The sequence below is a fragment of the Mycobacterium bulgaricum genome (assembly GCF_041287165.2).
Lineage (GTDB): Bacteria > Actinomycetota > Actinomycetes > Mycobacteriales > Mycobacteriaceae > Mycobacterium > Mycobacterium bulgaricum.
The window spans coordinates 322,525-346,423 of record NZ_JBGGKV020000004.1 but is presented as its reverse complement, the minus strand read 5'-3'; the positions used below and the strand labels follow the sequence as shown (position 1 = coordinate 346,423).

Annotated in this window: 23 protein-coding genes; 10 read left to right on the top strand and 13 right to left on the bottom strand. The window is 68.1% G+C overall.

Features of this window, described 5'->3' with window-relative positions; genetic code table 11:
• Window positions 1–11: 11 nt before the first annotated feature.
• From sepIVA to ACAG24_RS14780, 3 genes are all read right to left on the bottom strand, one after another.
• Entirely contained in the window at window positions 12–749 is a 738-nt protein-coding gene (gene sepIVA, locus ACAG24_RS14790) for a cell division protein SepIVA (RefSeq protein ID WP_370472968.1), read from the bottom strand.
• 131 nt (window positions 750–880) lie between these two features.
• Window positions 881–1,363, bottom strand: a complete 483-nt coding sequence (gene coaD / locus ACAG24_RS14785; RefSeq protein WP_370472967.1) for a pantetheine-phosphate adenylyltransferase — start codon at window positions 1,361–1,363, stop codon at window positions 881–883.
• Window positions 1,364–1,394: 31 nt separating this feature from the next.
• Window positions 1,395–2,777 carry a cytochrome P450 gene (locus tag ACAG24_RS14780; RefSeq protein ID WP_370472966.1) on the bottom strand — a complete coding sequence of 461 codons (1,383 nt, stop codon included), beginning with the start codon at window positions 2,775–2,777 and terminating at the stop codon, window positions 1,395–1,397.
• 126 nt (window positions 2,778–2,903) lie between these two features.
• Between ACAG24_RS14780 and ACAG24_RS14775 the strand changes: the two genes are divergently transcribed.
• The gene (locus ACAG24_RS14775) at window positions 2,904–3,992 is read left to right on the top strand and encodes a helix-turn-helix transcriptional regulator (protein ID WP_370472965.1); all 1,089 of its coding nucleotides are present in this window, start codon (window positions 2,904–2,906) and stop codon (window positions 3,990–3,992) included.
• On the opposite strand, the gene rsmD is transcribed toward ACAG24_RS14775, so the two are convergent.
• From rsmD to ACAG24_RS14750, 5 genes are all read right to left on the bottom strand, one after another.
• Window positions 3,982–4,551, bottom strand: a complete 570-nt coding sequence (gene rsmD / locus ACAG24_RS14770) for a 16S rRNA (guanine(966)-N(2))-methyltransferase RsmD (protein WP_370473088.1) — start codon at window positions 4,549–4,551, stop codon at window positions 3,982–3,984. The two genes, ACAG24_RS14775 and rsmD, sit on opposite strands and share 11 nt — an antisense overlap.
• The gene (locus ACAG24_RS14765) at window positions 4,548–7,985 is read right to left on the bottom strand and encodes a pyruvate carboxylase (RefSeq protein WP_445206194.1); all 3,438 of its coding nucleotides are present in this window, start codon (window positions 7,983–7,985) and stop codon (window positions 4,548–4,550) included. The genes rsmD and ACAG24_RS14765 overlap by 4 nt, the downstream gene beginning before the upstream one ends.
• A 76-nt stretch (window positions 7,986–8,061) precedes the next feature.
• Window positions 8,062–8,697: a vitamin K epoxide reductase family protein gene (locus tag ACAG24_RS14760; RefSeq protein ID WP_370472964.1), complete on the bottom strand. Its 636-nt coding sequence runs from the start codon at window positions 8,695–8,697 to the stop codon at window positions 8,062–8,064.
• Window positions 8,694–9,467, bottom strand: coding sequence for a DsbA family protein (locus tag ACAG24_RS14755; protein ID WP_370472963.1), 774 nt, complete (start codon window positions 9,465–9,467; stop codon window positions 8,694–8,696). Before ACAG24_RS14755 ends, ACAG24_RS14760 begins: the two co-directional genes overlap by 4 nt.
• Window positions 9,468–9,499: 32 nt before the next feature.
• Window positions 9,500–10,615, bottom strand: a complete 1,116-nt coding sequence (locus tag ACAG24_RS14750; protein WP_370472962.1) for an alpha/beta hydrolase — start codon at window positions 10,613–10,615, stop codon at window positions 9,500–9,502.
• 148 nt (window positions 10,616–10,763) lie between these two features.
• Between ACAG24_RS14750 and ACAG24_RS14745 the strand changes: the two genes are divergently transcribed.
• The 6 genes from ACAG24_RS14745 (at window position 10,764) to ACAG24_RS14720 (ending at window position 15,731) form a co-directional block, all read left to right on the top strand.
• Complete coding sequence (locus ACAG24_RS14745; protein ID WP_370472961.1) at window positions 10,764–11,603, top strand: aldo/keto reductase; 840 nt, start codon at window positions 10,764–10,766, stop codon at window positions 11,601–11,603.
• A gap of 47 nt (window positions 11,604–11,650) precedes the next feature.
• Window positions 11,651–12,190, top strand: a complete 540-nt coding sequence (locus tag ACAG24_RS14740; RefSeq protein ID WP_370472960.1) for a hypothetical protein — start codon at window positions 11,651–11,653, stop codon at window positions 12,188–12,190.
• Between the two features lie 127 nt (window positions 12,191–12,317).
• On the top strand, window positions 12,318–13,736 hold the full coding sequence (locus ACAG24_RS14735) for a PepSY-associated TM helix domain-containing protein (protein WP_370472959.1): 1,419 nt from the start codon (window positions 12,318–12,320) through the stop codon (window positions 13,734–13,736).
• Window positions 13,729–14,229 (top strand): copper chaperone PCu(A)C, encoded by a 501-nt coding sequence (locus tag ACAG24_RS14730; RefSeq protein ID WP_370472958.1) that lies wholly within the window; start codon window positions 13,729–13,731, stop codon window positions 14,227–14,229. The genes ACAG24_RS14735 and ACAG24_RS14730 overlap by 8 nt, the downstream gene beginning before the upstream one ends.
• A complete protein-coding gene (locus ACAG24_RS14725; protein ID WP_370472957.1) occupies window positions 14,222–15,418 on the top strand; it encodes a Dyp-type peroxidase in 1,197 nt (398 codons plus the stop codon). Before ACAG24_RS14730 ends, ACAG24_RS14725 begins: the two co-directional genes overlap by 8 nt.
• A gap of 19 nt (window positions 15,419–15,437) precedes the next feature.
• Window positions 15,438–15,731: a hypothetical protein gene (locus ACAG24_RS14720; protein ID WP_370472956.1), complete on the top strand. Its 294-nt coding sequence runs from the start codon at window positions 15,438–15,440 to the stop codon at window positions 15,729–15,731.
• Window positions 15,732–16,282: 551 nt separating this feature from the next.
• Here the strand turns inward: ACAG24_RS14720 and ACAG24_RS14715 are convergent.
• The 3 genes from ACAG24_RS14715 to fakA are packed head-to-tail and all read right to left on the bottom strand — an operon-like array spanning window position 16,283 to window position 20,902.
• The gene (locus ACAG24_RS14715) at window positions 16,283–16,990 is read right to left on the bottom strand and encodes an HNH endonuclease family protein (RefSeq protein WP_370472955.1); all 708 of its coding nucleotides are present in this window, start codon (window positions 16,988–16,990) and stop codon (window positions 16,283–16,285) included.
• Window positions 16,987–19,242, bottom strand: a complete 2,256-nt coding sequence (gene recG, locus ACAG24_RS14710) for an ATP-dependent DNA helicase RecG (protein WP_370472954.1) — start codon at window positions 19,240–19,242, stop codon at window positions 16,987–16,989. The genes ACAG24_RS14715 and recG overlap by 4 nt, the downstream gene beginning before the upstream one ends.
• A gap of 1 nt (window position 19,243) precedes the next feature.
• A complete protein-coding gene (gene fakA / locus ACAG24_RS14705) occupies window positions 19,244–20,902 on the bottom strand; it encodes a fatty acid kinase ATP-binding subunit FakA (protein WP_370473086.1) in 1,659 nt (552 codons plus the stop codon).
• Window positions 20,903–21,108: 206 nt separating this feature from the next.
• Here fakA and rpmB point away from each other — a divergent pair, with 206 nt between their 5' ends.
• Window positions 21,109–21,303, top strand: coding sequence for a 50S ribosomal protein L28 (gene rpmB, locus ACAG24_RS14700; RefSeq protein WP_370472953.1), 195 nt, complete (start codon window positions 21,109–21,111; stop codon window positions 21,301–21,303).
• 7 nt (window positions 21,304–21,310) lie between these two features.
• Here the strand turns inward: rpmB and ACAG24_RS14695 are convergent, their stop codons facing one another.
• On the bottom strand, window positions 21,311–21,988 hold the full coding sequence (locus ACAG24_RS14695) for a uracil-DNA glycosylase (protein WP_370472952.1): 678 nt from the start codon (window positions 21,986–21,988) through the stop codon (window positions 21,311–21,313).
• Window positions 21,989–22,016: 28 nt separating this feature from the next.
• On the bottom strand, window positions 22,017–22,973 hold the full coding sequence (locus ACAG24_RS14690) for a thiamine-phosphate kinase (RefSeq protein ID WP_370472951.1): 957 nt from the start codon (window positions 22,971–22,973) through the stop codon (window positions 22,017–22,019).
• A 75-nt stretch (window positions 22,974–23,048) separates the two neighbouring features.
• Here ACAG24_RS14690 and ACAG24_RS14685 point away from each other — a divergent pair, with 75 nt between their 5' ends.
• Complete coding sequence (locus ACAG24_RS14685) at window positions 23,049–23,291, top strand: Lrp/AsnC ligand binding domain-containing protein (protein ID WP_370472950.1); 243 nt, start codon at window positions 23,049–23,051, stop codon at window positions 23,289–23,291.
• Window positions 23,292–23,301: 10 nt separating this feature from the next.
• Window positions 23,302–23,877, top strand: a complete 576-nt coding sequence (locus ACAG24_RS14680; RefSeq protein WP_370472949.1) for a DUF3515 domain-containing protein — start codon at window positions 23,302–23,304, stop codon at window positions 23,875–23,877.
• Window positions 23,878–23,899: the final 22 nt, after the last annotated feature.

The following is a 23,899-nucleotide window of genomic DNA, read 5'->3' as shown; positions in this document are numbered from 1 at the left end:
GTCGCAGGGGGTTACCGGGCCGCGTAATCGTGCATGCCCGCCGACGTGCGCAGCTGATGACGGCCGCGGCCGACCGACCGGATCGTGCCGTTGAGGAAGTCCTCGAACTCCGCCAGCTTGCTGTCGACGTAGATGTCGCATTCCCCGCGGAGCCGGTCGGCTTCGGCGTGGGCAGAGTCGATCATCCGGGTGGCCTCGGCAGTGGCGGTCGCGACGACCTCGGTCTGCGACACCAGGCGCTGCTGCTCCTTGATGCCTTCCTGGACCGCCTTCTCGTAAGCCAGATTGCCGCTCTCGATGAGCCGGTCGGCCTCGGACTTCGCGCGCCCCGTGCTGGCCTCGTACTCCCGCTTGGCCGTTGCGTTGAGCCGGGCAGCCTCGTCGCGCGCCTCGGTGACCATGCGCTCGCTGTGCTGGCGTGCCTCGGCGACCATCCGGTCGGCCTGCGACTTGGCATCGGCGAGCAGTCGGTCGGCTTCCGCCCTGGCATGGTTGACCATCGAATCGGCCTCGGCGTTGGCCGTCGACACCATCGACTCGGCGTGCTCCTTCGCCTCGCGCAGCACGGAGTCACGCGCGTCGAGGACGTCCTGGGCGTCGTCGAGCTCTCCCGGGATCGCGTCCTTGATGTCGTCGATCAATTCGAGGACATCACCGCGGGGCACCACGCAGCCGGCCGTCATCGGCACACCGCGGGCTTCTTCGACGATCGCACCCAATTCATCGAGAGCTTCAAAAACTCGGTACACGGCGACACCCTCCAGGCCTAGTTGACAGTGACCAGTGTGCCTGGTGTTACGCCTGTGACTCGATTTCGCAGCCGGTGTGTCGCGTACGAATAGTGCGAAAGCCGGATCCGGCCGGCACCCTCGATGCGGGCTCAGCCCCGTTCGGCCAGCTTCTCCGTCAGGCGCGCATTGACCGGCGCGGGCAGTAACGCCGACACGTCGCCGCCGAGGGTTGCGACCTCCTTGGCCAAGGACGACGACACGAACGAATACCGGGGCGTGGTGGCGACGAAGAAGGTGTCCACGCCGGCCACGTGCTTGTTCATCTGCGCCATCTGCAGCTCGTACTCGAAGTCCGCGCCGGTGCGGAGCCCCTTGACGATCGCGGTGAGCCCCCGCTGCCGGACGAAGTCGACGATGAGGCCCTGCCCCGATTCGACACGCACATTCGGCAGGTGTGTGGTGGACTCCTCGATCAACCCGATCCGCTCGTCGAGGGTGAACATGCCCTTCTTGTTCGGGTTGACCATGACGGCCACGACGAGTTCGTCGAATTGGGCAGCCGCCCGCTCGAAGATGTCGACGTGACCCAAGGTCACCGGATCGAAAGATCCTGGACACACCGCACCGCTCATGAGGTGTGACCGTAGCAGGCGAGCGAGCGCGCTAGGCGTTTCGGCGGCGACGCACCCGCGCGCCGACGGGCCCTGCCGCGACCATCGTGAACGGCACCTCTACCGGGAATCGCGTTGCCAGAGAGGTTATCTCGATATCACGCACGATGGTGGCCAACGCCAGTGTCGCTTCGAGCATGGCGAAATGGTCTCCGATGCACGACCGCTGCCCCGCCCCGAAGGGCAGGTACTGCCAGCGGTTGTGCCGCGTGGCCGCGCCGTCGGCGAACCGATCGGGATCGAACGTCAGCGGGTCGTCCCACAGCGCCGGATCACGCTGCACCGCATAGATGCCGACGAGCAGCATGGTGCCCGCGTCGACTCGATGGCCGTCAATCGCCATGTCGTGCAGCGCTACCCGGCTGGTGGCCGGGGCCGGCGGACAGAGCCGCAGCGCTTCGCGCAGCACGGCGACCGTGTATCCGAGCTGCGCGACGTCGGCTGGGCCGAGGCTGCCGCAGTCCCCCACCGCGACAGCCTCGGCCATAACCTTGTCCTGCAACTCCGGATGCCTGCCCAACTGCCAGAGGGCGTAGGCGAGTGTCGTTGCAGTGGTGTCGTGTCCGGCAATCATGAAGGCCACCAGATCATCGGCGATCTCGTGGTCGGACAACGGCGCACCGGTGTTCGGATCGACGGCGTCCATCATCGCGCGCACCAGCGCCGCGTCGTGCGACGGATCCTCCCGGCACGCCTGCACAATGCTGGCGGCAAGTTCACGCAGGACGGCGCCGGCCGCCCGTGCCCGGCGCCGTGCAGGTGTCGGCAGCCAGCGCGGCGGTCTGATGGGCGACGCAGTCCGGTTCGCCAGATACGACAGCGCAATCTCGATCGGAGCCGCGATCGAATCAGCCTTCTCGTCGAGACCGACGCCCAGCACCGACCGCCCGAGCGCCCGCAGCGTGAGCCGACGACACTGCCCGTCGAGATCGATCTCGGCGCGGTCGGACCACCCGCCGGAGATCGTCTCGGCCGCCTGAGCCATGTGGCTGCCGAACTCCGCCACCCGCTTCTTGGTGAACACCGATTGCACGGCACGTCGCCGTGGCAGCCAATCGTCGTGCTCCAGGTCGAAGAGGTTGTTGCCCAACAGGTGTCGCATCTCGGCGTGCAAGACCGTCTTGTCGACCACTGTGCCGGGACGGCCCAGGATGTCACGGATGCCACGTGGCGAGGTCGCGACCACCACCGGAGGCATCAACCACCGCGGGGCGAGCTCCAGCCGGGTCACCGGGCCTCCGGCATCGCGAAGCACCTCGGGCCCTGTGTGAAAGTTGCGCACCGCTTCTATCTGTCGCCGCCGCGGCAGCGGATTGCGGGGTACCGGCGGCAGCGAGTGGATCGCCGGCTCTTGGACCGTCGTCGAAATCGGCATAGCGGACAGCCAACAACGTATCGGCGGGCACGTCGTCAACCGAACGGATGAGATCGGTGTTCCGCACGAAAGCAGCGAATACGGATTACAGTCACTTCACTACCAGCAGTCCGGGGGGTATCTGTGATGGTGGCGATCGAGGATTTCTCGCGCATGGTGTCCGGCGTCTACGGCGCGGCGGCCGCACCGGACAGGTGGGCTTCGGCCATGGCCGAGATACGCGCCGTATTCGGAGGTCTCACGGCCGCGATGATCGAAAACGACGGCGTCGACCGAGTCGTGAAGAGTGCCAACCTCTCCGACGATGCCGCCGCAACCTACGTGGGCTACTACCGGACGATCGACTACGTCTTGTCAGCGGTCGAGCACAGCCCTGTCGGGTTGGTCCGAGGCGGCCGCGAATTGATCGAACTGCAGCCGCGATCGGAGTTCGACGCCGATTGGATGCGGCCCAACCACCTCAATGACGGCCTCTTCGTTCGGCTCTCGGGAGCCGGTCACACCACGAGCTTCCTTGTCGCCGGAGACCGCACCCGCGACGATTTCGACACACCTGAGCGCACCGCGTTGCTCGACAGCTTCATCCCTCACCTGCAGCAGGCGCTGCGAACCGAACGCTCCCTGCGCAACCATGCCGTCGGCCGCGAAGCCTTGGTTTCGGTGATTGACACCGTGCGCCACGGGGTTGTTGTCATCGGAATGAATAGTGTTGTGCAGCAGATCAACCACGCCGCCGAGCGGATGGTCCGCGACGCCGATGGGATCGCGCTGCACTCGGGTGCACTCTCGGCCTCAGACCCCGTCGCCGCACGGAGGCTCGCGCGAGGGGTCGCCGGGGCTCTGGGGCACACCGGTGACAGGGTTCGCCGCGGCGATTCGCTGCTGTGTCCTCGGCCTTCGGGATTGCGTCCCTACGTGGTGCACGTCCTGCCGTCAGATGACGACGGCATGACTGGGTGCGCCGTGGCGGTCGTCATCGATCCAGAGCTGATTCCTGAACCGCCGATCGCCATGCTGCGCCGGCTCTACGAGCTCACGCACAGCGAAGCGCTCGTCGCGACCCACGTGCTACGCGGAGAGGGAATCCGCGCGATAGCCGAGGAACTGTCTGTTTCGCCGGCGACCGTCAAAACCCATGTGCAGCACGTCTTCGCCAAGACAGGTACGCATCGGCAGTCCGAGCTGGTGCGTCTCCTGCTCTCGATCAGTCGCTGACGGAGGCCAGCTCGATGCGGGTGTCGCCGTATTTGCGTGACTTCCACACCGACCATCCGTCGGGCCAGTCGATCGCGGCACCGGATGCCGGACGTTCGACGACGGCGACGGTCCCCCGCCCCGCCCACCCGGCAGATCCGAGCGTCATCACGACCTCGGCGACATGGGTAGCGCCGACGTCGTAAGGCGGGTCGGCGAGTACGAGATCGACGGCCCTCGCCGCGCCCGCGGCCAGGACGGCCGCCACGTTTCCCCGCCGCACCACCGCACCGGTCGCACCGAGGGCCGCGATGTTCTGCTCGATCACCGCTGCTGCGCGCGGATCGGATTCCACGAACAGCGCCGTCGCGGCTCCTCGGGACAGCGCCTCCAAACCGAGCGCGCCAGAGCCCGCGTAGAGATCGAGCACGCTGATGCCGCTAAAGTCCATCCGCGCCGACAGCAGATTGAACAGAGCTTCGCGCACCCGGTCCGTCGTCGGCCGGGTGCCCCGGCCCGACTTCTGCTGCGGCACCGCGATCCGGCGGCCCCCGAAAGAGCCGGCGACGATCCGGGTCAGGATTCGTCCCCGGTCGCTTCGCCGCTGCTCGCCGAACCGATGACCACCAGAAGATCTCCGCCTTCGACCTGCGCGGTCGCCGCGACGGCGACGCGGCCGACGGTGCCCCCCTTGGGCGCGGTGATCGCGGCCTCCATCTTCATCGCCTCGATGGTCGCGATGGTCTGCCCCGCTTCGACGGCGTCGCCCTCGGCCACGCTGACCGTGACGACTCCCGCGAACGGGGCCGCGACGTGGTCGGGGTTGGTCCTGTCGGCCTTTTCGGCGGCGGGCACGTCGCTGGCCACACTGCGGTCACGCACCACGACCGGCCTGAGTTGTCCGTTGAGGATGCACATCACTGTGCGCATACCGCGCTCGTCGGGGTCCGAGATCGCCTCGAGACCGATCAGCAGTTCCACACCCCGCTCGAGCTGAACGCGATGCTCGTCGCCGTGGCGCAGGCCGTAGAAGAACTGGTTGGCCGACAGCGTCGATGTGTCGCCGTAGAGCTCGCGATGCGCCTCGAATTCCTTTGTCGGACCGGGGAACAACAACCTGTTCAGCGTCGCCTGGCGCTCCGGGCCCGCCTTGGCGAGTGCCGCCGTGTCCTCCGCGGAAAGATCCTCCTGCGGTTTGGCGGGCGCGCGTCCGGCAAGCGCCTTGGTCCGCAGCGGTTCCGGCCAGCCACCAGGCGGGTCACCCAGTTCACCGCGCAAAAACCCGATCACCGAATCCGGGATGTCGTAACGCTGCGGCTCGGAGGCGAATTCGTCGGCGGACACTCCCGCGCCGACCAGCGCCAGCGCCAGGTCGCCGACGACTTTCGAGGACGGGGTGACCTTGACCAGGCGGCCGAGGATCCGGTCGGCCGCGGCGTAGCTGGTCTCGATCTCCTCGAAGCGGTCGCCGAGCCCGAGCGCGATGGCCTGCTGCCGCAGGTTGGACAATTGCCCCCCGGGAATTTCGTGGTGATACACCCGTCCCGTGGGCGTGGTCGGGCCCGCCAGGGCAACATCGAAGGGGGCGTACACCTTTCGCAGCGCTTCCCAGTACGGCTCGAGGTCGCACACCGCCGCCAACGACAGCCCGGTGTCGTATTCGGTGTGCGCGGTGGCCGCGACGATCGAACTCAGTGCAGGCTGGCTCGTCGTCCCTGCCAGCGGCGACGACGCGCCGTCGACGGCACTCGCGCCGGCCTGCCAGGCCGCCAGGTAGGTGGCCAACTGCCCGCCCGGGGTGTCGTGGGTGTGCACGTGCACAGGCAGGTCGAAGCGGCTGCGCAGCGCGCGCAGGAGCATGTCGGCGGCCTGCGGGCGCAACAGACCGGCCATGTCCTTGATGCCGAGCACGTGCGCGCCCGCGTCGACGATCTGCTCGGCCAGCTTGAGGTAGTAGTCCAGCGTGTAGAGGTTCTCCCCCGGATCGGACAGATCGCCGGTGTAGGACATCGCGACTTCGGCGACGGCCGTTCCGGTTTCGCGCACGGCGTCGATCGCCGGGCGCATCGAGTCGACGTTGTTGAGGGCGTCGAAGATGCGGTAGATGTCGATTCCGGTCGCCGTGGCCTCCTGGACGAAAGCGTGGGTCACCGATTCCGGGTACGGCGTGTAGCCGACGGTGTTACGACCGCGCAGCAGCATCTGCAGACAGATGTTGGGCACGGCCTCGCGCAGTGCGGCGAGGCGGTCCCACGGATCCTCCTTGAGGAAGCGCAGCGCGACGTCATAGGTTGCGCCGCCCCAGCATTCGATCGAGAGCAGCTGCGGGGTCATACGGGCGATGTACGGCGCGACCATCAGCAGACCCGAGGTGCGGATTCGGGTGGCGAGCAGTGACTGGTGTGCATCGCGGAACGTGGTGTCGGTGATGCCGACGGATTTCGACTCGCGCATCCATCGCGCGAAGGCCTCCGGTCCCACCTCGGAGAGCAGATGCTTGCTGCCGCGGGGTGGCATGGAGTCGAGGTCGATGTCGGGCAGCTTGTCCTGCGGGTACACCGTCGACGTGCGGGGGCCGTGCTGCTGGTTCACCGTGACGTCGGCCAGGTAGTTGAGAATCTTGGTGCCACGATCGGCCGGCGTGTGCGACGTCAGTAGCTGCGGCCGTTCGTCGATGAACGACGTGTTGATGCGGCCGGCGCGAAAGTCCGGGTCGTCGATGACGGCCTGCAGGAACGGGATGTTCGTGGAGACGCCGCGCACCCGGAACTCGGCGAGGGCACGGTGGGCGCGCGCCACTGCCGTTGCGAAATCCCTTCCGCGGCAGGTCAGTTTGACGAGCATCGAGTCGAAGTGCGCGCCGATCTCGGCACCGAGCACAGCGCCGCCGTCCAGCCGGATCCCCGCGCCGCCCGGCGAGCGGTAGGCCGTGATCCGGCCCGTATCGGGCCGGAATCCGTTGGCCGGGTCCTCGGTGGTGATCCGGCATTGCATCGCCGCCCCACGGATCACGAGATCGTCCTGGTTGAGGCCCAGATCGGCCAGGTTCTCCCCCGACGCGATACGCAGCTGGCTGGCCACCAGGTCGACGTCGGTGATCTCTTCGGTGACGGTGTGCTCCACCTGGATGCGCGGATTGCACTCGATGAACACGTGATGGCCGCGTTCGTCGAGCAGGAATTCGACGGTGCCCGCGCACGTGTAGTCGATCTCGCGCGCGAAAGCGACTGCGTCGGCACAGATCTTCTGCCGTAGCTCCTCGGAGAGGTTCGGTGCCGGGGCGAGCTCGATGACCTTCTGGTGCCTGCGCTGCACGCTGCAGTCACGCTCGAACAGGTGCATGACGTTGCCGTCGGCATCCGCGAGGATCTGGACCTCGATGTGGCGCGGGTTCAACACCGCCTGCTCCAGATACACCGTGGCGTCGCCGAACGCCGACTCCGCTTCGCGGCTGGCCGCTTCGATCGCCTCGGCCAGGGCACCCCGCTCGCTCACGCGGCGCATGCCGCGTCCGCCGCCGCCGGAGACGGCCTTGACGAACACCGGGAATTCCATCGACTCTGCCGCGGCAACCAGCTCGTCGACAGACGCCGACGGCTCCGACGACGCCAGCACCGGCAGGCCTGCGGAACGGGCCGCGGCGATCGCGCGCGCCTTGTTGCCCGTCAATTCCAGCACCTGCGAGCTCGGCCCGACGAAGGTGATGCCCGCCGCCGCACACGCGGCGGCCAGTTCCGGGTTCTCGGAGAGGAACCCGTATCCCGGATACACCGCGTCGCAACCGGCTTCAGTGGCGACGCGCATGATCTCGTCGACAGACAAGTACGCCCGTACCGGATGTCCGACGTCACCGATCTGATAGGACTCGTCAGCCTTCAGACGGTGCAGTGAGTTGCGGTCCTCGTGCGGGTAGACCGCCACTGTCGCGATGCCCATCTCGTAGGCGGCGCGAAACGCACGAATCGCGATCTCACCACGGTTGGCGACAAGAACCTTCGTTATCCGACCAGCCACGGTTCACCTTAACCTTGCTGGTCAATCTCACAGAGCCGGACTGAGCGCTGTGATCAGATCCGTTCCTGCGGGTCGATCAGATGAGCGTCGACCAGTAGTTCCAGAAGCGTTCGAGGATCAGCAGCAGCACGCCGGTGAACCACAAGGTGACCAGCGACCAGCGCCAGGTGTGCAGTGTCCGCAGCAGGGCATTGCCGCTGCGCTGGGGTTGCACGGCGATGGAGGCGACGACCACCAGCAGCGGAATCGTCACTGCCCACACGACCATGCAATACGGGCACAACGCGCCGATGCGGTAGAGGCTCTGGAAGATCAGCCAGTGCACGAACACGGTGCCCAGCAGCGTGCCTGCGGCCAGACCGGCCCAGTACCAGCGGGGCAGATTCACCTTGGCCAGCGCCAGGATTCCCGAAACCACGACGACGGTGAACGACACGATGCCGATCAAGGGATTGGGGAAGCCGAACAGCGATGCCTGCGGCGTGATCATCACCGAACCGCAGGACAGCACCGGGTTGATGCTGCACGACGGGATGTAGTCCGGGTTGATGAGCAGCTCGATCTTCTCGATCGTCAGCGTCAGCGCCGCGGCGAGGCCGACGACGCCGGCGATCAGCACCCATACGGCGCTGCTGCGGGGGACCGCGACCCTCGCCGACTCCTCCGCCGCCGGATCGGTGTGCTCAGGCGAACTGGTCGCGGTCACCGTCATGACGCGGGAACCGGCTGCGGTTCAGGAGCCGGAGGGGCGGCTTCGAGACCCGGCACGTCACCGACGATCTCCTTGATCTTGGCGACCAGGGCGTCCGGCGTGCTGTATTGGTAGTCCTCGCCGTTGATGCGCACCGTCGGAGTGGACTTGATGCCCGTCGCCCCGGCCAGTCCGCTCACCAGGTCGACGTAGGTGCCGTTGTTGATGCAGTCGGGCACTCCGCCCGCTGCGCCGGACTGGCGGGCCACCTCGACGAGGCGGGCGTTGTCGGGGTAGCTGGAGCCGGTCTCGCCGGGCTGCTGGGCGTAGAGCGCGGCATGGAACCGGCGGAATGCCTCCACCGATTCGTCGGCGACGCAGTACGCGGCGCCGCCGGCGCGCGCCGGGTAGTTCTGGTTCTGTGGCCGGTCCAGGATGCCCACCATGTAGTAGTCCGCGGCGATCGCGCCGGCATCGACGAGCTTGTTGATCGTGGGGCCGAACTGCTGCTCGAACGCGCCGCAGTGGGGGCACAGGAAGTCCTCGTACATGCTCACCACGGCCTTGGGCTCGTCGGTACCTTCCTTCTTGATCAGGCTGGCCGACTCCACCCGGATCGCGCGCGACTCGCCGGCAGTGGGCTTGTCGTCGGCGGACAGCACGATGTAGAGCACCAAGCTGACCGCGAAGACGACGACGACGGCGGTCAGACCGATCTGGACGAGCAGGTTGCGCTTACGGTCGGCTGCCTTCAAGTCGTAGCGCGCGTTCTTCTTGGGTTTGGTGGCCACGGAACACAGAGTACCGGGGGCACGGGGCCCGCTTAGCCGACGCGGGTCAGATGCGCTCGGATGGCGGAGATGAAGTCGGCTGTGGCCGTGGCGCTGTCACCGCCGAGTGCGAAAAAGTTGGCGAAGCCGTGCACCACGGTGCCGTATTCGCGGTAGTCGACGGGTGTGCCCGCGGCACGCAGCGCCTCCGCGTACTGCCGGCCCTCGTCACGCAACGGATCGAAGCCCGCGGTGAGGATCAGCGCGGGCGACAAACCGGACAGATTGTCGGCGTGCATCGGCGACACCCGCGGATCGTCGGTCTTCATCCCGGTGCCGTCGAGGTGTGTCGTCTTGAACCACTCGATGTCATGCCTGGTCAGGAAGAATCCGTTGGCGAACAGCGTCATGGAGCGGGTCTGCGCGGCCGCGTTCGTGCCCGGGTAGATCAGCACCTGCAACGCGGGCAGCGGCGCTCTGTCGTCCCTGGCCCGCTGCGTCACGAGCGCGGACAGGTTGCCGCCCGCGCTGTCGCCGCCGACCGCGACGCGGGCCGGGTCGGCGCCGAGCGTGGCGGCGTTGTCGACGGCCCACAGGTAGGCCGCGTACGCGTCGTCGCAGCCGGCGGGCGCCTTGTGCTCGGGCGCGAGACGGTAGTCCACCGACAGGACGTGCAGGCGGGCGCCGCGGCAGATCTCACGGCACAGGTCGTCATGGGTCTCGATGCTGCCCATCGCATGACCGCCGCCATGGAAGAAGACCAGAAGCGGGGCATCGGCGTGGTCGGTGCGGTAATGGCGTACCTTGATCGGCCCTGCCGGGCCGGCGACGGTGAAATCCGTCACCGACGCGACCGGGATGTGTTGTTTGAAGCTGGCCGACAGGAGTTCCAGCTGCGCCCGCGCCGTGACCACGTCGTCGTCGCCGACCAGTCCGTCCAGTCCGAGCGCACGCTGACCGGCCAGCATCAGATGCAGGGTGGTGTCGAGTGTGTTGCCGTCCACGGTGATCGACCGTCCGCCGAGCATCAGTCGCTTGACGGCCTCAGGGATGTGGGGCAAGCCGCGCAGAGTGAGTCCGGCGGCCCTGTTCGCGACCTTCTCGGCCGTGCCCACCGTGCGGCGCGCGGATACGGCCGCCGGCGGGGGTGAGGTGGCGATATCGGTCATGGCAGCTCCTGTTCGTGGTCGTCACCGCGAATTCCGCGCCAGCCTACGGCGTGGCGCACGCCATCGGCGTTGCCAGGCCGGTATTAGGGAGACACAGCCGACGGCAATATAGTCGTCGCCAGCAACCCACTTCAGAGAAGAAGGTGACATGACGTCGGCGGCATCGATCCCCACCGTCACACTCAACGACGACAACACCATGCCGGTGATCGGCCTCGGTGTGGGTGAGTTGTCGGACGCCGAGACCGAGCGGTCTGTGCTGGCTGCGCTGGAGACGGGTTACCGGCTGATCGACACCGCCGCCGCGTACGGCAACGAGGCCGCGGTCGGCCGTGCCGTCGCCGCGTCGGGTGTGCCGCGCGAGGAACTGTTCATCACGACCAAGCTCGCCACCGCCGAGCAGGGTTTCCAGTCGTCGCAGGACGCCATCAAGGCGAGCCTGGAACGCCTCGGTCTCGACTATGTGGACCTGTACCTGATCCACTGGCCCGCGGAATCCGAGGGCAAGCACATCGACAGCTGGGGCGGACTGATGAAGTCCAAGGAGGTCGGGCTGGCCCGCTCGATCGGTGTCTGCAATTTCCACGACCACCACCTCGATGACCTCATCTCCCTGTCGTTCTTCACGCCGGCGGTCAACCAGATCGAGCTGCACCCGCTGCTCAACCAGGCACAGCTGCGGGCGGTCAACGCCGGGCACGGCATCGCGACCGAGGCCTACGGGCCGCTGGGCGTCGGAGCCCTTCTCGACAACGCTGCCGTGACCGCCATCGCCGAGGCACACTCCAAGACCCCGGCGCAGGTGCTGATCCGCTGGAGCCTGCAGCTGGGCAACATCGTCATCCCGCGCTCGTCATCGCCGGAGCGCATCGCGTCCAACTTCGACGTGTTCGGCTTCGAACTCACCGACGAGCAGATGTCGTCTCTTGACGGGCTCGACGACGGCACCCGGTTCCGTCCGGATCCGGAGACCTATACCGGCGCCTAGTTCGCGCTCTACTAGTCCTTGTAGTAGAAGGGCGGTAAGGTTCGCGCATGCGTACGCCGAAGGCGCGGGCCCGCTGGGCCCGCGGCGCCCTGGTCGGCGGCTCCTCGGCGGTCATGACCATCGGCGCGCACGCTGCGGCGGGCGCCGGCCTCCCGCACGGGAGCGCGCTGATACTCACCCTGCTGCTGTGCGCCACCGTCGGCGCCCTTGCCGCGAGCGTGCGCGTTCAGGGGCGGGTCTGCGGCTGGACCGCCACCACCGCCGCCCTGGGCGCCGCGCAGTTCCTCGGGCACGCGTCTCTCGCAGTCACCGGTCATCACCCTGACGGCTTCGACGTCATACCCGGGCCGTCGATGATCGCGGCCCATACGGCCGCGGCGGTCATACTCGGCGCGGCGATCTCGGCGGCCGAATACCTCTACGTCGTCTGCTCCTCGGTGCTGTGCTGGCTGCGACTGTTCGCAAGTTCTGCGCCGCGGCCGGTCCCCCGCGTTCGACGCCGCGCCACCAAAGTCGTTGCCGTCCGCCCTGTTCTGGTCACCGGACTGGGAATGCGCGCCCCGCCACGGGGTTTTGCGACCGTCTGACGGTCCGCTTCACCTTCGTATTCCTCTCGCGCCGGCGCATTCTCGTGCTGCCCGGCGATTGCCCGCTGTGGCGCCTGCGTGCGCCGACGGCGAACTCAGCGTCGCAACGACCGATAAGGCCTCCTGCATGACCATTCCCGATGACACCCTCGAACCCACCTCAACCCAGCCGCCACAGGCGATTCCGGCGCACCGTTGGCGCGCGCTCGTCGTGCGGCTCCATTTCTACGCCGGTGTCCTCGTGGCACCGTTCCTCATCGTCGCCGCCCTCACCGGCGGGCTGTATGCGCTCGCGCCGACCATCGAAAGTTTTGTCTACCGCGATGTTCTGAGCGTCGAACCGGCCGACAGGCCGGTGCCCCTCGACGTGCAGGTCGCCGCAGCGCTGTCGGCCCACCCGGGGCTGACGATCACCGGAATGCGACCTCCGGCAGCATCGGACGAGTCCACCCGTGTCTACTTCGCCGATCCCGGGCTCGACGAGGAACTGTTGCGCGCGGTGTTCGTCGACCCCTACTCCGGAAGGATTCTCGGCGAAGAGATCACCTGGCTGGGCTACCTGCCACTGAGCACATGGCTGGACGGTTTGCACCGCCACCTCAACCTCGGGGAGCCCGGCCGCATCTACAGCGAGATCGCGGCGTCCTGGCTGTGGGTGGTTGCGCTCGGCGGCCTGTACCTGTGGTCGGTCAAGGCTGCCGGTGACCGCCGCCGCGGCCGCAAGACCCGCATCCTGTCGGTCGATCGCACGACGACAGGGCGGTCGCGCACCCTCAACTGGCACGGAGCGACGGGAGTATGGCTTCTGGCCGGATTGCTGTTCCTGTCGGCCACCGGGATCACCTGGTCCACCTATGCGGGGGCGCACGTGAGCGACCTCCGTACGGCACTGAATTTGCAACGCCCACAATTGAATACGGAACTCTCCGGCGACGAGCATGCCGGCCACGCAGGGCATTCGGCCGGCCAGGGCGGGGCCGACCCGGCCACGGTCGATTACGCCGCCGTGCTTGACGCCGCCGCCGGGGTGGGTGTGCACCAACCGGTCGAGCTGACGCTGCCCTCCGAGCCGGGTCAGGGCGTCACGGTCACCGAGATCGACGAGCCGTTCCGCTGGACGACCAACTCGGCGTCGGTCGACCCCCGCGATCTCACCATCACCGGCGAAGTCGATTACTGGCGCGACTACTCGTTGATCGCCAAGCTCGCCGACTGGGGCATCCGCGCCCACATGGGCTTCCTGTTCGGTCTGGTCAACCAGCTCCTGCTGCTCGGTATCGCGGTCGGACTTCTGACCGTCATCGCCCGCGGATACCGAATGTGGTGGCAGCGCAGACCAACTCGCGGTTCGCGCTGGGCGGTCGGGAGGCCGCCCGTGCGTGGTAGTGTGCGGCGCCTGCATCCTCTCGCGACAGCCGGTGTCGCCGTGACGGTAGCGGCCGTCGGCTGGTTCCTGCCTCTACTCGGCCTCACGCTTGTGGCGTTCGTCGTCGTCGACGTCGTGCTCGGAGCCCTGAAGCGGCGGAAGGCGGGGTCCCATGCGTGACAGGGCGCTCGTCACGCTGCTGGCCGTCGTTGCCATGCTCGCACCGGCGTGTACGTCGACGGAAACCCGGGAAGCGCCGGCGATGGCGTCATCGGTGACGTTCGACGACCCGTGGGCCCGCGCCGCGGACTCGGGGATGACGGCGATGTTCGGCACGCTCACCAATGCCGGTGGCCACGAGGTGCGTATCGTCGGCGGCGAGTCCCCCGTCGCAGGGGTGGTCGAAATCCACGAGATCACCGCGGACGGCGGCACCCGAGTGATGCGGCCCAAAGACGGTGGCATCGCCATCGCTGCGGACAGCAGCCACGACCTGGCGCCCGGCGGTGATCACCTCATGCTGATGGATCTCAGAGAGCCGTTACGGCCCGGAGCGGACGTTGCGATCACGATCACGTTCGAGGATGGCTCGACGCTTCCCGTGACCGCTCAGGTACGCGACTTCGCCGGAGGAAACGAGGAATACTCCCCCGGCGGGCACCCCCATGGCTGAACGCAACGGGGCCCTGAGCCGACGCCGCCTCTTCACCGGGGGCGCCGCGATCGCCGCCGCCGCGACGGCGACGAGCTGCGCCACAGCCGAATCAGCCACGCCGGCAGCCGGTTTCGGCTCCGACGCTGAGGCATTCCACGGCCCGCACCAGGCCGGCATCGCCACTGCACCCCAGGCGCACGCCCTGCTGATTGCGCTGGATATGAAACCCGGTACGCGCGAACCACGAGACGCGCTCGCAGCGGTGCTCAAACTGTGGACCGCCGATGCGGCGAGGCTCACCCAGGGCCGGCCGGCGCTCGCCGACACCGAACCCGAACTCGCCCACCGACCCGCCCGACTGACAATCACGGTGGGCCTCGGCCCACGCGCGTTCGATCTGATCGGCCTGCCGCACCGTCGCCCGGACTCGGTCACCGAGCTGCCGTCGTTCGGCACCGACCGGCTCGACCCGCGATGGTCCGGAGGTGACCTGCTGCTGCAGATCTGCGCCGACGACCCCGTTGTCGTCGCGCACACGGCGCGTGTGCTGCTCAAGAACGTGCGGGCGATGACGTCGCAGCGGTGGCGGCAGCGCGGGTTTCGAACCGCGCGCGGCGCCGACGGGTCCGGAGTGACGATGCGCAATCTCATGGGCCAGGTGGACGGCACCGCCAACGTCCGCGAATCCGCCGAGCTCGCTCGATGCGTGTGGGACGACGGTTCGCGGCAGCCTTGGTTCGCAGGCGGTACGGTGCTGGTCCTGCGCAGGATCCGCGCCGAATTGGACACCTGGGACGAACTCGACCGCGCCAGCAAGGAATTGGCCGTAGGCCGGCGTCTCGACACCGGTGCGCCGCTGACAGGCACCGATGAGTTCGACGAGCCCGATCTGGCGGCCACGGAGAACGGAATCCCGATCATCCCGCCGAATTCGCATGTCGCGCTGGCACGGCACCGCTCTGAGGACGAGCGTTTCCTGCGGAGGGCGTACAACTACGACGACACACCGACCGGCACCGTCAGCGAGGCCGGCTTGATCTTCGCCTGCTATCAGCGAGATCCGTTGCGACAGTTCGTCCCCGTCCAGCGGCGCTTGGCCGAATCCGACGCGCTCAACCCCTGGGTCACGACGATCGGGTCAGCGGTGTTCGCAATCCTGCCAGGTACGGGTGAAGGCGGCTATCTCGGTCAGAGCCTCGTGGAGTGACCGTCACATCGTCGAGGGCATGCCCGCGCCGCCTGACATGGTGGGCGAGATCGACGGCGTGGGGATGGTAGGTGGCGCCATGACGGGGGGCGGGGCGATCGGAGGAGGTGCCATCACCGGTGGCGGTGCCATCACCGGTGGCGGTGCCATCACCGGTGGCGGTGCCACGGGTGGCGGCGCGGGCGGGACGGGCGGCGCGATCGGCGGCGCGGGCAGGTACGGACTTCCGACACACGCCGCGTCGGCGGGGTTGGACATGCAGTTCGGATCGAGGGGGCCCGTCGGTGCAGGCGGGGCGTACGGGCCGCCCTGACACACCGGGTCGGTCGGCATCGAGATGCAGCGCGGATCGGACGGGCCCGTGGGGCCACCCGGGTCCGGCGCCGCCGTGGCCGCTACGGCCGTGCCGGCCACGGCGGAGGTACACAAGGCCCAACCCACGACCACTCGCCGTAACGCGATGGTCACCGCTGACGCCGTCCCGCTCATCGCTGACTCCTTGTCCGTGTGCTCGATACCGCGGCCGCCGGAATTGTCGGCCTGGGCTCTTCATGGCCTCCAGCACCGTCCAGTCCACCGAATGACGACATCGACGCCGATGCGCGGGGTCCGCCATGACATACCGGACCGGTAAGCGTCAGGGAGACCACCGATCTCGTCGTCGCCGAGTCGGCCACCGCCGACGCCTTTCATCCACCACCCCTCAGGAGCACCCCGAACCCGCCCCGGAGATTTGCTGCTTTCGACATCGGACTTCCATAGTTGCACCTCTTCGCGACGAAGGGCAACCGTTCCCCCAACTTGGCGATTAGCTGCTCGCGTCAATAATCCCGACATGTCTACGAACCGGCGGCATGAGCGCGCTCACGCCGCGGGACACGTTCGAGCCGCCTCCCGCAGCACCGGCGCGGACGGCGCGTCGACAGGCAGTCCGTAGCCACGCAACACCTCGATGTACTGCATCGCGTACTGGCAGTGGAAAGCCGCGTTCGGCGGCATCCACAGCGACGGTTGCTTGTCCCCTTTGTCCTGGTTCGCCGCGCCGGACACAGCGAGGAGGTTGGCGGGATCGTTGGCGAAGCGGACCCGCAATTCGTCAGTCCAGTTGCGGGCACCGAGATCCCACGCCAGCGCCAGCGGCACCAGGTGGTCGATCTGCACGGACGCCCCCGTCTGGTTACCGCGGGTGAACGCCACTGCGGCATTGGTATAGGGGTCGAGGAGCTTTCCGGTCGCCACGGCGGTGGGGCACCGTGAAATCGACACGTAGGTTTTGTCGAGCAGGTCCCGGTCGAGGATGTCGTTACGGGTGTCGCAGCCGTTGTGACCGCCCGGGGCCGTCGTGTCGTCGGTCCACGACTCGCCGAAAGCGTCTCTGCGGTAGTCATTTCCGCGAACCCTCACCGGAATCTCGGCGATACCGGCCAGCACGTCGGAGCCGGGGGCAACAGTGGGGATGTCGGCTTCGGCGATGAACCGCGACGGGCCCTCCGACGTCGCGCTCACCTGGTAGGCGACGATCACCGCCAGCACGACGGCCACCGCGAGCCACAACGTCTGCTTGCGACTCACGACATGTCCAGGAACTGCACCTTGTCGGCGTCGATGAACGGCGCGGACAGGGCTGCCATGCCGGGGTCGAGCGGGTCGGCGTCGTACACCGTCTCGCAGAGTTCCCTGGCGGCCAGGATGATCTCGAGGTGATGGGCCAGCGACAGGAACTGCAATGTGATCGCGCGTCCCGATTGATGGAACCCCAGCACGTCACCTTCGCTGCGCTCCAGCAGGTCGAGGTCGGCCAACGCGAAGCCGTCCTGGGTGCTTGCCACCGCGGTCAATCTCTGCCCAGCTTTGGAGGATTCGGGAAGCTTGGTGACCAGAAGGCAGAGGCTCGGGTGCTCGCCTCGGCCGATGCGGCCGCGCAGCTGGTGCAGCTGGCTGATCCCGAAGCGGTCGCCGTCCATCACCACCATGACGGTGGCGTTGGGCACGTCCACGCCGACCTCGATCACCGTGGTACACACGAGGACATCGATCTCGCCTGCCCGGAACGCCGCCATCACCGCGTCCTTCTCGTCGCTGGGCAATCGGCCGTGCATCAGCCCGAGCCGCAGACCCGCCAAAGGGCCACGCTGCAGCCGGGCGAGCAGCTCGACAACGGTGACCGGCGGGGGTCCCTTCTCAAACGTCTCCTTCGCCTTTTTTGCTCTCGCCGCGGTCTTGCCTTCGGCGGGGGTGTCGTCCTCGTCGATGCGTGAAGCGACGACATAGGCCTGCCGTCCGGCGGCCACCTCTTCGGCGATCCGTTCCCACGCCCGGGCCAGCCACCGCGGATGTTCAGTCTCGAAGATCGTCGTCGTGGTGATGGGCTGACGGCCGCGGGGCAACTCGCGAAGCGTGGAGGTTTCCAGGTCCCCGTAGTACGTCAACGCCACCGTCCTGGGAATGGGCGTCGCGGTCATCACCAGCAGATGCGGCGTGATGCCGTCAGGAGCTTTGGCGCGCAACCGATCCCGTTGCTCGACACCGAACCGGTGCTGCTCGTCGACGACAACCATTCCCAGTCGGTCGAATTCGACCGCATCCTGCAGCAGCGCGTGTGTGCCGATCACGATCCCGGCCTCACCCGAAACGATCTCCCGGCGCACGTCGCGCTTCTGCTGGGCTGTCATCGACCCGGTCAGAAGCGCCACCCGGGTGCCGTGCTCGGCGCCACCGAGCTCGCCGGCACTCGCGAGCGGACCCAGCATCCCGCGCATGGACAGCGCATGCTGTGCGGCAAGGACTTCCGTCGGCGCGAGCAACGCGCACTGGTAGCCGGCGTCGATCATCTGCAGCATCGCCAGCAGCGACACCACCGTCTTGCCCGAGCCGACCTCACCCTGCAGCATGCGGTTCATCGGACGCGGGGCGCCGAGCTCCGCGGAGACGACGCCGAGGACGTCGCGCTGTCCCGCGGTGAGCTCGAACGGCATCTGCGCCATCATCGCGCTGAACAGGCCGCCGTCACGGCGCGGCGCGGACGGCCCCGAGGCGCCGAGCTCGCTGTTCCTTCGCGCGACAAGGCCCCATTGAAGGCCGACGGCTTCGTCGAACGTCAACCGCTCGATCGCTCGGGCGCGGTCCGCCTCGTTCTCGCTGATGTGGACGGCACGCAACGCCTCGTCTTCGGACATCAGATTGTGTTCACGCACAAACCAATCCGGCAGTGTCTCGGGAACGGGATCGAGGACGGCGAGGGTCTGCCGGATGCACGCGTAGATGTCCCAGGTCTGCACCTTCGACGTGGCGGCGTAGATCGGGAAGTAGTCCTTTTCGAACTCGGCGAGCAGGTCGTCGCCGGTCGCGCTCGAGGTCGACGCGATCGACGTGAGCGATTTCGTGCCCACGGTCTTGCCGGATTTCGCATTCAGCACCATGAACGCCGGGTGCGTGAGCTGCATCGTGCCGCGGAAGAACCCGACCTCCCCGGAGAGCATCACCTCGGTGCCTTCGACCAACGTGTGCTTGAGCCACTTGGCGTTGAAGAACGTCGCCGTCACCTTCGGCCGCCGGTCTCGCAGCGTCACGACCAGGAACTCGCGCTTGGGCTGTCGATTCGTCCATTTGGACTCGGCTTTCGCGATCACGTCGACGAACGTCACGTGCTCGCCCTCTTCGAGATCGAGTTCCTCCCCCTCACCCCGGACCGTCATCGCATCGCTGTACTTACGCGGGAAGTAGCGAAGCAGTTCGCCGACCGTACGCAGGCCGAGGTATTCCTCCAGCGGGCCGGCGGCCTTCTTGCCGATCACGAAGTCCAGGCGGTCATCCAGGGTCGCCACGTCACTCCACCCCGAGGAGCAGTGCGTCGGCGCGGTGGCCGGTGTGGAACGTGACCATCTCCGTGCCGGGATGGTTGCGGTGGACGTGATCGATGAGCGCCGCACCGACTCCGGGTTCCACGCCGTCGCCGGTAAGAACCGTAACCAGCTCTCCGCCCGCCGCGAGCAGAAGGTCGATCAAACCCGCTGCGGCAGAGGCGATGTCGTCACCGACGATGACGACCTCGTCGCCGGCGACTCCGAGCCCGTCGCCCGGTTTGCAGGTACCCGCCCACGTCAGGGCCTCTTCGGCGGCCACCCGCACCGATCCGAAACGCGCGCCTGCGGCAGCCCGAGCCATCGTGTAGCCGTCGTCGACGAGGCGGCGGTCGGGGTCGTGCACGGCCAGTGCCGCCAGCCCCTGCACCATCGACCCCGTCGGCACCGGAACCATGTCGATCCCCCAGTCCGACGCGACCGCGCATCCGGCGACGATCTCCTCGGCGGCCACGTAGCCGTTGGGCAGCACCATCACCTGCGCGGCGCCGGTGTTGACGAGGGCGTGCAACAGCTGCTGCGCGCTGACCGGCACATCGGCGGTGGGGCGCAGAACCTCTGCGCCCTCCCCGGTGAACAAGCTCTCCGCACCGTCGCCGTCCACGACAGCCAGCACCGCGCGCTCCCTGCTCCAGCTGCCGACAGGTAGCCGGTCGGCGCCACCGCTGAGCGCGGTGATCTGGATGCGGCTCAGCGCCCCCACCGCGAGTCCCGCCTCGACAGCGGCGCCGGCGTCGTCGGCGTGCACGTGAACCGAGTAGCGGCCGGCACCCGCTTCCCCCGACTCGCCGAATCCGGACGCGGCGATCGCGACGGAATCGCCCAATTCGTCGAGGCGGGCTCGCAGCCGTTCGACGTTTCCGGCCTCGCAGTCGCTGAGCAGGTACATGACCTCGAAGCTCGGGGACGATCTCGACGCCGGCGCCGCCTCGGCAGAGGCCGTCTTCCGGGCCGGCTGGTAGACGGCACGGCGCGTGGTCTGGCCCGTGAGCGTCGCCCCGAGCGCGTCGAGCAGGACCAGCAGGCCCCGCCCTCCGGCGTCGACGACACCGGCGTCGGCCAGCACGTCGAGCTGGGTGGGGGTGCGGTCGAGCGCGGACGCCGCGGCGCGGGTGCTCGCGGCAACGACTTCGGGGAGATCGGCCTGGTCGGAGACGGCGTCCTCGGCCGCGGCCGCGGCGTCATGGAGGACCGAGACGATGGTGCCCGGCACCGCTTGCCCCATGGACGCGACGACCAGGGTCACGGCGTGCCGCAATGCGGTGCTCAACAGCGGACCGCTGATGTCGCTGAGCACGCCGTCGCGGTCGTCGGCAGCCGCGGCGGTGACCTCGGCGATCGCCCGCAGGATCTGGGACAGGATCACCCCGGAGTTGCCCCGCGCGCCACGCAAGGCCCCGTCCGCGAGCGCCGCCGCCACCCGGGTGACGTCGTCGCCGGTGTCGGCGGCATCGGCCTGCGCCCACGCGGCACGCATCGTGAACAGCATGTTCGTGCCGGTGTCGGCGTCGGCGACCGGGAACACGTTGAGTCGGTTGATCTCATCGGTGTGGTTGATCAGGTCGGCGACGGCGGTGTGCGCCCAGTGTCGAAGGCCGGAACCGTCCAGCCGCCGCGCCGCCATCCCACCTCCAATTGTCGCCCCCGTCGGCGCCAGCCTAGTCAGTGTCACGGACACCACCGAAGACCCTGGTTCGGCGGTTGTGGACATGTGGAATCGGCGCGTTTTTGCGATCCCTGCGGGGGCCGGTATCCTGATCAGGTTGTCGGGTCACCCGGCCCTGTGCCGGTCGTTGGCCCCCAGTACTGACTTAACAAGGAGTTCTCACTATGGCTGCCGTGTGCGAGATCTGCGGGAAGGGCCCCGGCTTCGGTAAGTCGGTGTCGCACTCCCATCGCCGGACCAGCCGTCGGTGGAACCCGAACATCCAGTCCGTGCGCGCCGTGGCGACCCCGGGTGGCAACAAGCACCGCGTGAACGTGTGCACGTCGTGCTTGAAGGCCGGCAAGGTCTCGCGCGGCTAGTCGCTCGCTACGGCAGGCGCCAGTCGATCGGCTCGGCGCCTCGCTGCGTCAACAGTTCGTTGGCGCGACTGAACGGTTTCGATCCGAAGAATCCCCGCGACGCCGACAGCGGCGACGGATGCGGCGACTCGATGACCGCGGTGTCTTCGAGCATCGGCTTCAGCGTCGAGGCATCCCTGCCCCACAGCACGGCCACCAGTGGTTGCCGTCGTGCCACCAGCGCCCGGATCGCGCATTCGGTGACCGCTTCCCACCCTTTGCCGCGGTGGGATGCCGGCGTTCCCGGCCGCACCGTGAGGACTCTGTTGAGCAGCATCACGCCCTGTTCGCACCACGGTGTCAGATCGCCTGTCGACGGCGCGGGGTGGCCGAGGTCGTCGCGGTACTCCTTGAAGATGTTGTCGAGGCTGCGAGGCAGCGGGCGCACGTCAGGGGCCACCGAGAAGCTCAGGCCCACCGCGTGTCCCGGTGTCGGATAGGGATCCTGTCCGACGATCAGCACCCTGACCTTGTCGAGCGGGAATGTGAACGCGCGCAATACATTCGGGCCCGCAGGCAGATAGCGGTGCCCGGCGGACAGTTCGCTGCGCAGGAACTCACCCATCTGGGTCACCTGGGATTCGACGGGAGCAAGGGCGCATGCCCAACCGTCGTCGATCAACTCGCTGAGGGGACGTGCAGTCACGAGAGGCCAACATAGCGGGCACCGTCCATCAGAACGACTGCCAACCCGCATTGCCTGCCCACGTGTCGCCGTCGACCGTCACCCCGGGTCGGCCGGCGACGACGATTCCGATGGCACGCCAACCGCTCGGCACCGTCCCGGGAAAGGTCGCCACGAGCGCGTGGTCCTCCCCTCCACCGAGCACCCACTGCAGCGGATCGGCACCGGTCCGCGACGCGGCATCAGCCACCGCGTCTACCTCGGGCCGCAGGGCATCGCGCGCGATGTCGATGTGCACGCCGGAGGACGTCGCGATGTGCCCGAGGTCGGCCAGCAGACCGTCGGACACGTCCGTCATGGCGGTCGCGCCTGCACGGGCGGCGGCCGCACCCTGCCCGTAGGGCGGACGAGGGACGAGGTGGCGCGATCGAAGCTCATCGAATCCCGGAAGTGCCCTGTCCCACAACGTATATCCAGCTTGGGAGCGGCCCAGTTCGCCGGCGACCGCCACGACGTCGCCCGGCTGTGCGCCATCCCTGGGCACCGGTTGCCGCCCATCGAGGTCGCCCAGCGCTGCGACGGAGATCACCCACAGGGGCGCCTTGACGGTGTCGCCTCCGACGATGCCTGCGCCGACGAGGTCCGCCTCATGCCACATACCGTCGGCGAGCTCGACGGCGTGCGCGGTCGGGGTGTCACCGGGTGCGCCGAAGCCGACGACGAAGGCGGTGGACCTGGCACCCATCGCTTCGATGTCAGCGGCGTTCTGCGCGATGGCTTTTCGGCCGACGTCGTGCGGTGAAGACCAGTCGAGCCGGAAGTGCCGGTTCTCGACGAGCATGTCGGTGCAGACCACGGTCCTGCCGTCCCGGGCCGCTACGACGGCCGCGTCGTCGCCTGGGCCCAGCGTCACGAACGGCGGTTGACGACGGCCGGCCACCAGCCGGTCGATGACGGCGAACTCGCCCAACCCCGACAACGTCGCGTCGGCGTCCTCCGCCGTCATGTCAGTTCCTTTCACCTGCGGTACGTTTGGTCCCTGCGGCGTGGAGTCTATGCAGCCAGATGGAGGGATTTCGGCGTGGTCGAGGCTTTCGTTCTCATCCAGACCGAGGTCGGCCGCGCCGAGGTGATCGCCAAGCAGCTCGCGGCCTTGGCCGGCGTGCTGTCGTCGGAGTACGTCACCGGGCCCTACGACGTCGTGGCACGCGTCGGCGCCCCGTCCCTCGACGAGCTGAAGACCGCTGTGGTTCCCAGTGTGCAGCAGGTCGTCGGCATCACCCGCACCCTGACCTGTCCGATCGCCGACGGAGTGCAGCCCTAGAGTTTGGCGTGTGAACAGCCAGACCGGGGACAACCCGCCGCGCGCCGTGCTGATCGCCGCACTGGCACTCGCCGTCGCCGGCATCATCGGCGTGCTGGTGGCGGCCTTTGTCATGCAGCGCTCCCCCGCGCAGGATCCGGTCGCGGTCAGCGGTTTGCCCGCCCCGCAGGCGGACAGCCCGGAATGCCGGGCTCTGCTCGATGCGCTGCCCGACGAGCTGGGCGGCTACCGCCGGGCTTCGCTCGTCGATCCCGCGCCCCCGGGTGCCGCGGCGTGGCAGCCGGACGAGGCGGGCGAGGCGCTGATCCTGCGGTGCGGACTGGACCGGCCTGCCGACTTCGTCGTCGGTGCGCCGCTGCAGGTGGTCGACACGGTCTCGTGGTTCCGGGTGGACGAAGCCGGGGTGGGAGAGGACGTGGCAGATCCCGCCGGTGACGGCCGGAGCACGTGGTTCGCGGTCGACAGGCCGGTGTACGTGGCGCTCACGCTGCCACCCGGATCCGGGCCGACACCGATCCAGACGCTGTCGAAGACCATCGCGGAGACGCTTCACCCACGGCAGCCAGACCCGGCGCCCGTGCGTTGACGAGCGTGCCTTCCGGGCGGCG